The sequence below is a fragment of the Lentibacillus saliphilus genome (assembly GCF_019093865.1).
GTDB lineage: Bacteria > Bacillota > Bacilli > Bacillales > Amphibacillaceae > Lentibacillus_B > Lentibacillus_B saliphilus.
In genome coordinates, this window is sequence record NZ_JABJXD010000002.1 from 138638 (window position 1) to 152216 (window position 13579).

Genomic DNA, 13579 nt, shown 5'->3' on the forward strand with positions numbered 1-13579 from the left:
CTGTGAGCAGCTTTTATTTTTGTGGAATTGCTTTTAGTAATAGGGATAGAAGACGAAAATGGCTTAACATTGATCCTATCCAATAGCCCTCAGAGGCTGGGACATTACTTAAAGTTTACCTCAAAAGACGAACAATGCTCTATATCAGCTCCGGAAATATACGTGGACTCCGGCGGGAGGAAAGGCATAGGTTAGACCCCGCAGTGCGTTAGGGAAGGAAGGCTAAAGTCGCGACGACAATCGCCACGCCTTCATGACCAACGTCCTGTTGGCCCGAGGCTAACCGAGGGGATGTTCGATTAAATTCGGCGCGTCCTGCGCCAACATCGAACGACTAACCTCCTGTTAGCCCGCGGCCGACTAAGTTCGGTCACGTCCTGTGACCAACGTCGCCACTAAAACATCGTGTTTGTCGGTCGCGAAGTATATTTCCAGAGCGGTCGTATTGTTCGGCTCTTCATTTGATAAAACTTCTTTTGTCCCAGCCTCATAATCAGTCTTGCATCGCCAAAATATCTGCATTTCTTTGACACATTTGTGCATAACGTTTTTCGAAAATTTGACGTTCAAATGCATTGTTTTGCTGAAGGGTTGTCACCGTACCCATTTGTGAGAGCGTGTCTTCCGCGCGTTTTTTAACATCAGCAATTGTTAGATGTATGTTCAGCAGTTCATTGAGCGAAGCCATCACACGTGGATCGATTGCTGGATAAGTAAATGTAGTCGGTGCATCGCTTAGTGCAATGTTATAGAAATCACGAATTAAAGCCGCGCGCTTCAAGCTATCTCCGAAAATGTCCAAATAAATTTGCACAGCAACGGCATTGCGAATTCGACGTTGTGAAATGCCAGAAAACTTCCTCCCTTGAATACTGAGATCATAATCACCTGGACAATAGGATCCAACAATTTCATACGCTTCAATGGCGTCTGTTACATCAGCGAACATATTTTTTACGACCTTAACCATCATGTGATACCCATCGTCTATGGACACGTGCTTGGCATCAGGCAATACAAGCGATATATTCAGCACACCATCATCAAGCGCGACAGCAAGTCCACCTGAATTCCGGACGATGACCTGAAAACCATGCTCATTGAGATGTTTTACTCCTGCGCTAATGTTTGGAAGACGCGCATCAGGAATGCCTAGTACAATCGTATTATCGTGCGCCCATAAGCGCGCTGCTGCGGGTGAAGCGCCTTTACTCACCGCTGTTGCCAATGCATCATCAATGGCAAAAGACGCCAGCGCTGTATTTGGCGTTTCATAAATAGTGTCAACATCCGTATGGTCTAACCAGCGATATGTATGATTGGGTTTAATAGATGAATGTAAATGTACCATCTTATTTTTAGACCTTTCCTGACTCGATAAATAGTTTGTTATAAGAGCCCCTTTTTCTATATGTGTTTCTATTATATACTATATTAAAATCGTCTAAAAGAAACGGGTTGAAACCAATGGCATATAAAGATGAGCAATTGAGTGAAGAAAAAGTATTCAAAGACCCTGTCCATCGTTATATTCATGTGAAAGATCGCGTCATTTGGGATTTGATTGCCACGCCTGAATTTCAACGCTTGCGGCGCATAAAGCAGCTAGGGACGACGAATTTAACATTTCACGGTGCTGAGCATAGCCGGTTTAATCATTCACTCGGTGTCTATGAGATCGTTCGTCGTATCATTTATAATTTCCGTGATCGCCCGCATTGGAACGAAGAAAAAAGGCTGCTCAGTCTTTGTGCCGCGTTACTTCACGATCTCGGGCATGGACCATTTTCCCATTCGTTTGAAAAGGTGTTTAAATTAGATCATGAACAGTTCACCCAAGATATCATATTGGGAGATACATATATTCATGACATTCTTGAGCGTGTTGCACCAGGATTTAGCCAGGATGTCGCTGATGTCATCGCCAAAACGTATTCTGATCAGCTCGTTGTGAGTCTGATTTCGAGCCAAATTGATGCTGACCGGATGGATTATTTACAGCGCGATGCTTATTTTACAGGTGTCAGCTATGGTCATTTTGATATGGAACGGATCTTGCGGGTGATGCGCCCAATCGAAGATCAAGTCGTCATTAAAGCAACGGGTATGCATGCAGTTGAAGATTATATTATGAGTCGTTATCAAATGTATTGGCAAGTGTATTTCCACCCTGTTACGCGCAGTGCGGAAGTCATTTTGTCAAAGATATTTAAGAGAGTTAGGCACTTATATGACATCGGATATACGTTTAAGGTGGCCCCTACTCATTTTATGTCGTTTTTTAAAGGGAAAGCAGATTTGGATGCTTATTTGAAGCTCGACGAAGCCATTGTATATTATTATTTTCAAGTGTGGCAGGATGAGGATGACGCGATTCTAAGTGATCTCTGTGAACGGTTTATGAACCGCCGTTTATTTAAATATATTGAGTTTAATCCGAACAAACAAATGGAAGCATGGATGGAATTACATGCGTTATTCCGTGAGACTGGCATCGATCCAGACTATTATCTCGTAGTTGATTCGTCATCAGATCTGCCGTACGATTTTTATCGCCCTGGTGAAGAAGAGGAGCGTTTACCCATTCATCTCTTGATGCCAACTGGGGATTTGAAGGAATTGTCTCGTCAATCCGACATTGTTGAATCAATTTCAGGGAAGAAGCGGACTGATCATAAGTTATATTTTCCAATGGACATGCTTGATCAAGCAGATCATTCGGAGACGCTACTCCGAATTAAGAACATATTGAATGGACAAGGAGCTGTCACTGATGCTGAGTAATCATGTTAAGTTAATGCAATTTTTTTCAGACATCAAAGTGGTTGCAGGTAGAAAAAAGTTGCAAAAAATGATTTATATTTTACAAGCTTGTGGTGTGCCGTTTGAAGAGAAATTTGCGTTTCATAAATTCGGCCCATACTCTGAAGAACTGTCTCTTAGAATGGAAGAATTATGTAACCTCGGTTTTATTACTGAGGATAAAATGGAGAAAAGTAATTATGTGCAATATCAGTATACAATGACATCAGACGGGGTAGCTTTTCTAGAGCAATTTCCTCTGGACATGCCTGACCTCCACCCTTACGTTGAATTACTCCAAGGAAAAAGCTCGCGTTTTTTAGAGCTTGTAGCAACAATGCTTTATTTCCAAGATCTATCAAGACATGAGGTTCAGCAAAAGGTTCACATTGTAAAACCAAAACAAAAATATAATGACAAAGAATTTGCCGAAGCGTGGTCGTTGATTGATAAATTAGTTCAATAGCTGTCCCTAATGGTTATTTAAATGATATGAGCATATATGTGAATCACATAAATGATATGTGCTACAATAAATGGCAATTAAACGATTGAAGGAGGATCCTTTTATGAGTGCAGATCAATCTTCTGATAAAAAAAAGCGAGCACAGTCATTTACGATTGTAAAGGACGATTCGACTGATGGCCACGGAGGCTATGGCGCTGGATCAATCAGTCTTGAAAATATGTCTTCGGTCATCGTCGACCCTAATGAGAATAAAGCGTATGTAGATATGGCGGCGATGCATGCACGTAGTGAGCTTGAGCGACGTGTGAAATATGTGCAAGACAAGAGTGAGGTGCCTGATCCAAAGCAGTATTGGATCGTGTGGGTAACTGTTGAAACGGGAGAACATGGCCCATATTATGCCGGTGTTGGTGCAAGTGAGCTATTAGTCGATAAACCAAACAAGCGCGCATTTAAATCAATGGCAGAGCACGTCACCAATATGGAGAAATCGTTAAAGGGCAAAATTGTTGTTGACCGCATGGACGATCATTCCAAATCATTGCTCCGGGACTTTTTAGAGGAATTCGATGCGGCCATGTGGCTTAATTCGACGGATGAGTTGAAGCAGGCATTAGCTAAGTAACGTACTGTCCTTATTGAGTTTTAAAGTGTTTGGTCTTACGTTAAACGATGAACGTAAGATTAATTTTGGCTAAATTGTGAACGAATTATGAATAATTATCGAAAATGTTGAAGTTCATGAGAGAACTTTGTAGAATGAACATACATGGGCTACTCATGTTTTACTAGGACACTAAAGAAGCCGACAGAGCTTGTGGACGGACACCACATGCTCGTCGGCTTCTTTACGTTTGATGGAATTGGCTGGTGTATGGGCGGAGTCTCGTCGAAATCGGCAAGTACGCGCTCGTAATCGGCGGAACTGCGTTAAGAATCGGCAATCCCGTGCTTGGAATCGGCGGAACCGCATGAAAAATCGGCGAGCCCGCGCTTGTATTCAGTGGCCTTGCTCCCGCACTATGTGACGTAGCGCACCATAGCACCACGTCCTCCATTACAATCCAAATAGTATATCAAACCATTTTTCAAAAACACCTTTCTTATCATCGTCGACCTCGTCACGTGGATGAGGTATATCAAGCTCATCACTAGGCATATGTTGGGTGCAGTATTGCTGCGGCTCTGTTCCTTTTTCGAAATACATCACGCGACTTGTATCACAGTAAGGTGTGGCACGTAAGCCGCTATTCGGATCAATGTTTAAACTAATGATCCCTTCTGGCTTTTCAAAAGATGCTACAGGCTTACCTTCATGAGCACGCTCCATAAAATTAGCCCAAATGTCTTTTGCATACCCTGATTCTGCGACTCGGTCGATTGTGCGGTTGTCATCGTAACCATTCCAGACACCGGTAACGATATTGGGACTAAACCCAAGCATCCACCGATCTGATTCGGTTGAACCCGATTTGCCCGCATATTCACGTGTTAATTCATGCGCAATATCTGCGCCTGTAACGGTCATATGACCATTTAAACTTGTATCAAACATGCCTGTCATAAGCTGTGTTAAAATAAATGCTTTCTTGGGATCGAGTACAGTAGTAAGAGTATCATCGTTCACGTCCCGTTCGAACACAGTCTTTCCATCCTGAGAGACAATTTTTTGGATTGTATGGGCATCGACAGCTTTTCCACCGTTAGCAAGCCGGCTATAGGCTGTTGTCATATCTGCCATCGATACACTTGCCGTACCAAGTGCGAGTGACGGTACCTCAGGCAGCTCTCGTTCGATACCAAAACGGTGGGCCGCTTCAATTAAGGCATCTGTTCCAATAAATAAATTGGTTTTTACCGCGAAAATGTTGTCAGAGACAGCTAATGCCTGTGCCAGCGTGATTGGCTCATATGCATAGTAATCGTTGAAATTACTCGGCTGATAAACCTCACCGTTATCAAGCTTAAAGGCGGTAGGTTTACTAATGAGACGTGTTTTTGCATTGTAGCCATGCTCGAGTGCAGCATAATATAAAATCGGTTTAAAGGCTGAACCAGGCATTCGCTTCGCCTGAATTGCGCGGTTAAATTGACTATCCTCGTACGAACGACCGCCAACGAGCGCTTGAATGCCTCCTGTTTCCGGAGACATTGCGATAGCACCTACTTCAATATCGCTATCTTTTGCCACTGTGTTTTGAACCGTTGAATCAAGCGTCTTTTGTAACGTCTCTTCAAGTGTGGTGTAGATATGATAGCCCGATGAACGGACAAGCTCCGGATCCATATTTAATATATGTGCGGCTTCTAGTAGGGCTGTGTCAAAAAAGTGGGGGGCAAATCGCTTCTCAACTGTGTCTTGTGAGTCATTAAAAGACAGTTGTGCCCACTTGGCTAAGAATTGATCCTGCTCAGAGATCATCTCTTCATCGTACATATGCTGTAAGATGCGTTGCTGGCGCTGTTTCGCTTTATCAAAATCGTTGAATGGAGAATAGTACGTTGGTCCTTTCGGAATGCCAGCGAGCATGGCTGCCTCAGCTAGTGTAAGCTCTTCGGCTGTTTTGTTGAAAAAATGTTGACTTGCTGCTTCAATACCATAAGCACCATGACCAAAGTAAATCGTATTTAAATACCCTTCAAGAATTGTTTCTTTATCATAATGCATTTCAAGGCGGACCGTGTAAAATGCCTCACTTATTTTTCGCTTCCATGTTTTTTCATGTGATAAAAATAAATTTCGGGCATATTGCTGTGTAATCGTGCTGGCGCCTTCTCTTAAAGACATTGTCTTTAAATCAGTAAGCGCCGCACCGAATATGCGCTTTAAATCAAAGCCACCGTGATCAAAGAAATGCTGATCCTCCGAAGCGATAATGGCATCGATCATATGAGGTGAGATGTCGTCAATTGGAACATAATATCCCTGTTCAAGCCCTTGCTCTTGCCCAATGACATCACCACTTTTACTATAATAAATCGTCGTTTGTGCCTTTGATAGGTCTGGCGGACCGAGTATAAAGCTAAGCAAATAGATACCTGCCATGGCAATAATGCCAATTGAGATCAGTGCTGGAATGAAGAATTTTATGCCTTTGATCAGTATGGATTTCATTGTTATTATCCCCACCAGTTTGTCGTAAAACGAAATGAATTGAATACAAAATCGGTTGTGTTACGAAGCGTTATTTTTTAACAGTATGGGAAAACATCGACATAATTAAACACATCATGCTAAAAATATGAATAGTGATTGATTATAAGAGGGGATTGTCGTTATAATAGGGTATTATACGTATGTAGGAGAGGCTTAAAGATGAAGGTATCCATTGAACTGCGAACAGCGGTAGAGGACCAGGATCAAGTGGAATATCATACGACACACGCAATAGGAGATCTTTATCGAAAAGGTGCAACGGATGTGATTATGTTTGAAGAAAAGACGGATGATGGCACCATCCAAAATATGATGACGATTCAGGCAGATAAAGTGAGCATAAAACGTACGGGCGCCTTAACGATGCACCAGCAGTTCAAACACAAACAATCCACTGAGAATGTGTTGCGTCACCCGTATGTGACGATACATATGGAAACATGGACAGATGCTATCAATTATGACACGGAGCGTGGTCATTTATCCGTTTACTATACTGTTAAATTGAATGGACAGGAACCACGTAAGCAGCAATTGGACGTTTCGATAAAAGATCATCACACATCAGTGACTCACCATTGATGTGTACTGACATAACTAAGGAGGCACCATCATGAATATATTGGCCCAAACAGAAGAAACATTAAAACAAGCAATCGCTCAAGCCGTTCTTAATGCAGGACTGGTTGCTGAGGCAGACATGCCGAGTATTGTACTTGAAACACCAAAGGAAAAAGCGCACGGAGACTTTGCAACGAATATCGCGATGCAGCTTGCGCGTGTTGCTAAAAAAGCGCCACGTCAAATCGCTGAAGATATCGTAAGCCATCTCGATAAGAGTCGTGCGTCAATTCAACAGGTTGATATTGCTGGACCAGGCTTTATTAATTTTTTCATGAAACAGGACTATCTTGGTGATATTGTTGCGACAGTGCTTGAGGCCGGAGAAGATTATGGTCGCACGAATACTGGTGAAGGCCAGCGTGTTCAAGTCGAGTTTGTTTCGGTTAATCCAACTGGTGATTTGCACGTGGCCCATGCGCGTCATGCGGCTTTTGGTGATGTGCTTTGCAACTTATTTGACGCATCAGGCCATAAGGTTGACCGTGAATATTACATTAACGATGCAGGTAACCAAATTGATAACCTTGCCCGTTCAGTCGAAGCTCGTTATTTCCAAGCGCATGGCGTGGATATGGAAATTCCTGAGGATGGCTACCGAGGCGACGACATTATTGATATCGGCAATACGCTTTATCAAGAACATGGTGATAAATGGATTGAAGCTGATCCAGCCGAACGCCTCGCTTTCTTCAAATCTTATGGTTTAAAATTTGAATTGAACAAGCTTAGAGAAGACCTTGCCGAATTTCGTGTTCATTTTGATCGTTGGTTTTCTGAACAAAGCTTATATGATGATGGAAAAATAGAAGCTGCTCTTGACGTATTGAAGGAGCGGGAATATACGTATGAAAAGGATGGCGCTGTTTGGCTGAAATCAACTGAATTCGGTGATGACAAAGACCGCGTGCTCATTAAACAGGACGGTAATTATACGTATTTAACACCTGATATTGCGTATCATCAATATAAATACGACCGTGGTTACGACAAAATTATTAACGTATGGGGCGGAGATCATCACGGCTACATTCCCCGCATGCGTGCTGCCATTCAGGCGCTTGGCTATCCAGTTGAAAAGTTTGACGTCAAAATTATTCAGATGGTCAATCTTGTAGAAAAAGGTGAGCGCGTCAAAATGAGTAAACGTGCTGGTACGGCCGTATCGCTCCGTGAGCTCATTGGTGCCGCAGGAGTTGACGCTGTGCGTTATTATTTTGTGATGCGTTCTAACGAATCTCAGCTTGACTTTGATGTAGAACTGGCACGTTCAGAGTCTAACGAAAACCCAGTTTATTATGTTCAATATGCCCATGCGCGCATATCTACGATGTTGAAGCAGGCTAAGAATAAAGGATTTGAAGTGGATGGCGCTTTTGATGCCTCTCTTTTAACGGCTGATAAGGAGCTTGATTTACTTACAAAGCTAGGTGCGTTTCCACAAGTGATTGCTGAGGCAGCAGAGAAAGCCGCACCACAACGCCTAACCCAGTATGTATTTGATTTAGCATCTGCCTTACACAGCTTCTATAACGCTGAAAAGGTGCTTGACGGTGACAATCTGGAATTGACCAGTGCACGTATTGCCCTTATGAAGGCTGTTAAAATTACAATCGCCAATGCGCTGAAGTTACTCGGTGTTCGCGCACCAGAGCAAATGTAACACTTCTTTCGGGCACTTTTATAAATGAAATGGGAATTAAGTTGTCTGAACCAGTGTACAGCCTTGTGCCTTTTTCTGGTTAAACGTTAAATATTCGTAATATATGACCGACCGGTTTGCTGATCAATATGTCGCTAAACCAGTCGGTCTATTTATTGTATCTTTGTTCAAAAAAAGTGGACCATCTTCCATCATAAAGATAATGTTTGAGTTGACTGAATGATCATTCATCATTTAAAGTAGTACATAGGGGAAAATGAAAAAGTGTTTGTTTTTGTAATAATGAAAGGGCTATCATATCTTTATAACCTTATTGATAGACTGAGTACAAAGGGGGAGCGGGGATGGATACATTTTTAACAGTTAATTTAGGTGCGTTCATTGTCATCGCGCTGTATGGTATTTATTTGTTTGGGAGAGTTATAGCGACAAGACTCGCTTATATGAAGCTTGGACAATCATCTAAGTTTGACGGAGAAATCAAAGAACGATTGATAAAAGTGGGCACGATCGTATTCGGTCAATCAAAGCTGTTAAAGGATAAAAAATCCGGTATCATTCATGTCATGATGTTTTATGGGTTTATCCTTGTGCAATTTGGAGCCATTGATATGATCGTCAAAGGCTTGGCCCCAGGTAAACATTTGCCATTTGGTCCACTTTATCCTGGATTTACATTTTTTCAAGAGCTTGTCACGCTCATGATTCTTGTAGCCGTCGTATGGGCTTTTTACCGTCGTTATATTGAAAAGCTTGTGCGTCTTAAGCGTGGTTTTAAAGCGGGTCTCGTTCTGCTGTTTATCGGAACACTCATGTTATCCGTACTTCTCGGCAATGGGATGGCGCTCATTTGGCACGGGCATGATCCAGCGTGGACAGAGCCAGTGGCTAGTGTTATTGCGATGAGCTTTGGCTGGTTAGGTGAAACGTCTGCAATGGTGATGTTCTTTGTTTTCTGGTGGATACATACTTTGACCCTTTTGGCGTTTCTCGTTTACGTCCCACAATCGAAGCATGCGCATCTCATTGCAGCACCGATTAATGTGTTTTTATCTAAGCGTGTTCCAGGTAAGCTCAAGACGCTTAACTTTGATTTAGATGATATGGAAGACGGAGATGAAGCAGATATTTCATTTGGTGCTGGAAAGGTTGAGGACTTCGAACAATTCCAGATGCTGGACTTTTATGCATGTGTTGAATGTGGAAGATGTACAGATGTCTGTCCAGCATCCGGTACCGGAAAAATGCTGTCACCAATGGACATTATGGTGAAATTACGCGACCATCTAACTGAAAAAGGTGCTGCAATTACGGGGAAATCACCATGGGTTCCGACATATGCCTTCCGTCAAACACAAGGCAACTTAGCGGCAACAGGAACTGGAGAAGCTGCAGCTGGTATGGAAACGATCCAAATGATTGGTGATGTCATCACAGAGGAAGAATTGGCTGGCTGTACAACGTGCCGCAACTGTGAAGACGCTTGCCCGGTCATGAATGAGCATGTCGGAACGATTATTGATATGCGCCGTTATCTCGTTATGACTGAAGGGAAGATGGATTCCGATATTCAACGCGCTGTTATGAATATTGAACGTCAAGGCAACCCTTGGGGGCTTTCGAAAAAAGATCGGATCAAATGGCGTGATGAGGATGAATCAGCTTACATTCCGACTGTCAAAGAACTGAAAAAAGAAGACAAATCTTTCGAGTATTTATTTTGGGTCAGTTCAATGGGGGCCTATGATAGTCGAAGCCAAAAAATTGCCCTAGCATTTGCGAAGTTGCTGAATGAAGCGGGTGTCAGCTTTGCCATTCTCGGTAACAAAGAACAAAACTCCGGTGATACGGCACGCCGAATCGGAAATGAATTTCTTTTTCAAGAAATTGCCGAGAAGAACATTAAGGAATTTAACAAGCATGACGTGAAGAAAATTGTTACGATTGATCCACATGCTTATAACATTTTTAAAAATGAATATCCGGATTTAGGCTTTGAAGCAGAGGTGCTACATCATACGCAGCTTCTCTATGACCTTGTGAAAACTGGTAAGCTGAAGCCGCGGCAGGAGATTAATCAGCGCCTAACGTACCATGACTCATGTTATTTGGGACGCTATAACGGTGTGTATGACCCACCACGCGAGATTCTCACGGCAATACCAGGATTAGAACTTGTTGAGATGGATCGAACAAAGGAAAATGGTATGTGCTGTGGCGCTGGTGGTGGCCTTATGTGGGCCGAAGAAACGACGGGGCATCGGATTAATGTCGCTCGGACTGAGCAGGCGCTCGCTGTAAAGCCACAAATGATATCCAGCGCTTGCCCATTCTGTCTCACGATGCTTAGTGACGGCACAAAGGCTAAAGAAGTAGAAGAAGATATTAGTACGATGGACGTCGCAGAAATTCTCGCCTTATCTGTACTCGTTGAAACGGAAAAACAACCAGCTTAACGATCGTAACTGATTAAAGAAAAATTCAAACTGTTTTTTTGAAACGTAGATTATGGTTGTAAAATCGTTTCTAAAAAGAAATTGGTCATACATTTTCGTTATGATAGAATACAAGAATGAGAGGGGTCACACGTAGCCTCTCATTCTTAAGACCATCACCTGAGCGAACGTTCAATCAGTCTTTCGAAAGCGATTTCATTGGCGGGATGAATACATCTACGGAGATGCTCTTTAAAACGATGCGTGAACAAAAGATATGACATTTGAAAGGATGAGGATGAATGCGTAAAACAGTCATTGTGTCAGGAGCTCGAACCCCATTTGCAAAATTTGGTGGTGCTTTAAAGTCTTTAACAGCAGCCGAGTTAGGTGGAAAGGCAATTGAGGAAGCGGTCAATCGTGCTGAAATCAGTGGCGACAGCGTGAATGAAGTGATTATGGGACATGTGCTACAAGGTGGTCAAGGACAAATAACATCTCGTCAAGCTGCACGTGCTGCAGGTCTCCCATGGTCTGTTAAAACTGAAACGATCAATAAAGTATGTGCGTCAGGCATGCGCAGTCTTACACTGGCTGACCAACTCATCAGACTTGGGGAAGAGGACACGATCGTCGCTGGTGGCATGGAAAGTATGTCTCATGCGCCGTATTTCTTACCTGATGCACGCTGGGGGAACCGTATGGGTGATAAATCTGTCAAAGATATGATGATTCATGACGGATTGACCTGTTCCTTTAACGGTGTGCACATGGGCACATATGGTAACAGCACAGCAGAGGCATTTAATGTATCAAGAGAAGCTCAAGATGATTGGTCTTATCGCAGTCATCAACGGGCGATAAAAGCGATCGCAGACGGGAAATTTGCTGATGAAATCGTCCCAGTATCAGTTCCAAAACGGAAAGGTGATCCAATCGTAGTCGATACGGATGAAGCACCGAGACATGACACGACACCAGAAGCACTAGCTAAATTACGTCCAGCTTTTGATAAGGATGGTACCATTACAGCTGGTAATGCGCCTGGGGTTAATGATGGTGCCTGTGCCTTTGTCGTCATGGGGGATGATGTTGCAGAGAAGCAGGGGAAAACCCCTCTTGCAACAATTATTGGTCACGCTGAGGTGGCTGTGGAGGCAAAGGACTTCCCGCAAACACCAGGACTCGTGATCAACGAATTGTTGAAAAAAACAGGTCATTCCGTTGATCAAATCGATTTGTTTGAAATTAACGAAGCGTTTGCTGCAGTCTCTCTTGCAAGTGGGCAAATTGCCGGTCTAGATCCTGAAAAAATCAACGTTAACGGTGGCGCAGTCGCACTTGGTCATCCAATTGGTGCAAGTGGTGCACGTATCGTTCTAACATTGATTCATGAATTAAAGCGCCGTGGGGGCGGTCTTGGTGTTGCGGCGATTTGTAGTGGTGGTGGCCAAGGGGATGCCATAATGGTCGAAGTGCCTCAGCAGTAAGTCAACATCACACAATAGGGGGTAAATATAAGATGGAGATGAACACAATTATGGTCGTTGGCGCAGGACAAATGGGAGCGGGCATTGCTCAGGTCTGTGCACAATCGGGGTTTAACGTTCTGCTCAACGACATGAATGAAAACGCACTTGAAAAGGGTCTATCTGGTATAGAGAAACGCCTTCTTCGTGCTGTGGAAAAAGGTAAGCTGACGGATCAGGAAAAAAGTGACGCTTTGGAGCGTATTAATGGTTCAACAGCGTTAGAGGATGCTAAAACATGTGATGTGGTTATTGAAGCGATCGTTGAAAAGATTGACGTTAAAACAAAGGTATTTCAGACCTTAGATGAGCACGCGCCACCACATGCGATTTTGGCAACCAATACGTCAGCATTGCCAATTACAGAGATTGCTGCAGTAACACAACGTCCAGAGCAAGTGATTGGTATGCATTTTATGAATCCTGTTCCAGTTATGAAGCTTGTCGAAATTATTCGCGGCTTGCAAACGAGTGATGAAACGTACGCTGCAATTGACCAATTGACACATGCACTCTCCAAAACGCCTGTTGAGGTTAACGATTCACCAGGTTTTGTCTCAAATCGGGTCCTAATGCCGATGATCAACGAAGCGATTTATACGGTGTACGAAGGTGTCGCTACCCCAGAGGATGTGGATACGGTTATGAAGCTCGGCATGAACCATCCGATGGGGCCGCTTACCTTAGCTGATTTTATCGGCCTCGACACATGCCTTTACATTATGGAGGTTTTACATGACGGCTTTGGTGACAGCAAGTACCGACCATGTCCGCTTTTAAGGAAGTATGTTCATGCAGGCTGGCTTGGCAAAAAATCAGGACGCGGATTTTTCCAATATGAAGATTGATTCGACAGAAGCTCAATTATATTCGATATCATTCCTGCTCGATAGGAATAGGAGG

10 protein-coding genes are annotated in these 13579 nt (G+C 43.2%); 8 read left to right on the top strand and 2 right to left on the bottom strand.

The features are described from left to right. Window positions 1–493 precede the first annotated feature (493 nt). On the bottom strand, window positions 494–1351 hold the full coding sequence (locus HPC67_RS05045; RefSeq protein WP_217586370.1) for a lipoate--protein ligase family protein: 858 nt from the start codon (window positions 1349–1351) through the stop codon (window positions 494–496). A 116-nt stretch (window positions 1352–1467) separates the two neighbouring features. Between HPC67_RS05045 and HPC67_RS05050 the strand changes: the two genes are divergently transcribed. From HPC67_RS05050 to HPC67_RS05060, 3 genes are all read left to right on the top strand, one after another. Then, window positions 1468–2784, top strand: coding sequence for an HD domain-containing protein (locus HPC67_RS05050; protein ID WP_217586371.1), 1317 nt, complete (start codon window positions 1468–1470; stop codon window positions 2782–2784). Further along, complete coding sequence (locus HPC67_RS05055; protein WP_217586372.1) at window positions 2774–3268, top strand: YwgA family protein; 495 nt, start codon at window positions 2774–2776, stop codon at window positions 3266–3268. The genes HPC67_RS05050 and HPC67_RS05055 overlap by 11 nt, the downstream gene beginning before the upstream one ends. Before the next feature lie 103 nt (window positions 3269–3371). Next, entirely contained in the window at window positions 3372–3896 is a 525-nt protein-coding gene (locus tag HPC67_RS05060) for a YwhD family protein (protein ID WP_217586373.1), read from the top strand. Window positions 3897–4328: 432 nt separating this feature from the next. Here the strand turns inward: HPC67_RS05060 and HPC67_RS05065 are convergent, their stop codons facing one another. Next, window positions 4329–6386, bottom strand: coding sequence for a transglycosylase domain-containing protein (locus HPC67_RS05065; protein ID WP_217586374.1), 2058 nt, complete (start codon window positions 6384–6386; stop codon window positions 4329–4331). A gap of 201 nt (window positions 6387–6587) precedes the next feature. Between HPC67_RS05065 and HPC67_RS05070 the strand changes: the two genes are divergently transcribed. From HPC67_RS05070 to HPC67_RS05090, 5 genes are all read left to right on the top strand, one after another. Further along, window positions 6588–7010: a YwiB family protein gene (locus HPC67_RS05070; RefSeq protein WP_217586375.1), complete on the top strand. Its 423-nt coding sequence runs from the start codon at window positions 6588–6590 to the stop codon at window positions 7008–7010. A 31-nt stretch (window positions 7011–7041) separates the two neighbouring features. Further along, window positions 7042–8712, top strand: a complete 1671-nt coding sequence (argS, locus tag HPC67_RS05075; RefSeq protein ID WP_217586376.1) for an arginine--tRNA ligase — start codon at window positions 7042–7044, stop codon at window positions 8710–8712. 344 nt (window positions 8713–9056) lie between these two features. Then, complete coding sequence (locus HPC67_RS05080; protein ID WP_217586377.1) at window positions 9057–11168, top strand: heterodisulfide reductase-related iron-sulfur binding cluster; 2112 nt, start codon at window positions 9057–9059, stop codon at window positions 11166–11168. A gap of 281 nt (window positions 11169–11449) precedes the next feature. Next, entirely contained in the window at window positions 11450–12637 is a 1188-nt protein-coding gene (locus HPC67_RS05085) for an acetyl-CoA C-acetyltransferase (protein WP_217586378.1), read from the top strand. 32 nt (window positions 12638–12669) lie between these two features. Continuing rightward, window positions 12670–13524, top strand: coding sequence for a 3-hydroxybutyryl-CoA dehydrogenase (locus HPC67_RS05090; RefSeq protein ID WP_217586379.1), 855 nt, complete (start codon window positions 12670–12672; stop codon window positions 13522–13524). Window positions 13525–13579 lie beyond the last annotated feature (55 nt).

Excerpts from the sequence above, each read along its gene's own strand:
- HPC67_RS05045 (WP_217586370.1), bottom strand. The coding sequence starts at position 1,351 with ATGGTACATTTACATTCATCTATTAAACCCAATCATACATATCGCTGG.
- HPC67_RS05050 (WP_217586371.1), top strand. The coding sequence starts at position 1,468 with ATGGCATATAAAGATGAGCAATTGAGTGAAGAAAAAGTATTCAAAGAC.
- HPC67_RS05055 (WP_217586372.1), top strand. The coding sequence starts at position 2,774 with ATGCTGAGTAATCATGTTAAGTTAATGCAATTTTTTTCAGACATCAAA.
- HPC67_RS05060 (WP_217586373.1), top strand. The coding sequence starts at position 3,372 with ATGAGTGCAGATCAATCTTCTGATAAAAAAAAGCGAGCACAGTCATTT.
- HPC67_RS05065 (WP_217586374.1), bottom strand. The coding sequence starts at position 6,386 with ATGAAATCCATACTGATCAAAGGCATAAAATTCTTCATTCCAGCACTG.
- HPC67_RS05070 (WP_217586375.1), top strand. The coding sequence starts at position 6,588 with ATGAAGGTATCCATTGAACTGCGAACAGCGGTAGAGGACCAGGATCAA.
- argS (WP_217586376.1), top strand. The coding sequence starts at position 7,042 with ATGAATATATTGGCCCAAACAGAAGAAACATTAAAACAAGCAATCGCT.
- HPC67_RS05080 (WP_217586377.1), top strand. The coding sequence starts at position 9,057 with ATGGATACATTTTTAACAGTTAATTTAGGTGCGTTCATTGTCATCGCG.
- HPC67_RS05085 (WP_217586378.1), top strand. The coding sequence starts at position 11,450 with ATGCGTAAAACAGTCATTGTGTCAGGAGCTCGAACCCCATTTGCAAAA.
- HPC67_RS05090 (WP_217586379.1), top strand. The coding sequence starts at position 12,670 with ATGGAGATGAACACAATTATGGTCGTTGGCGCAGGACAAATGGGAGCG.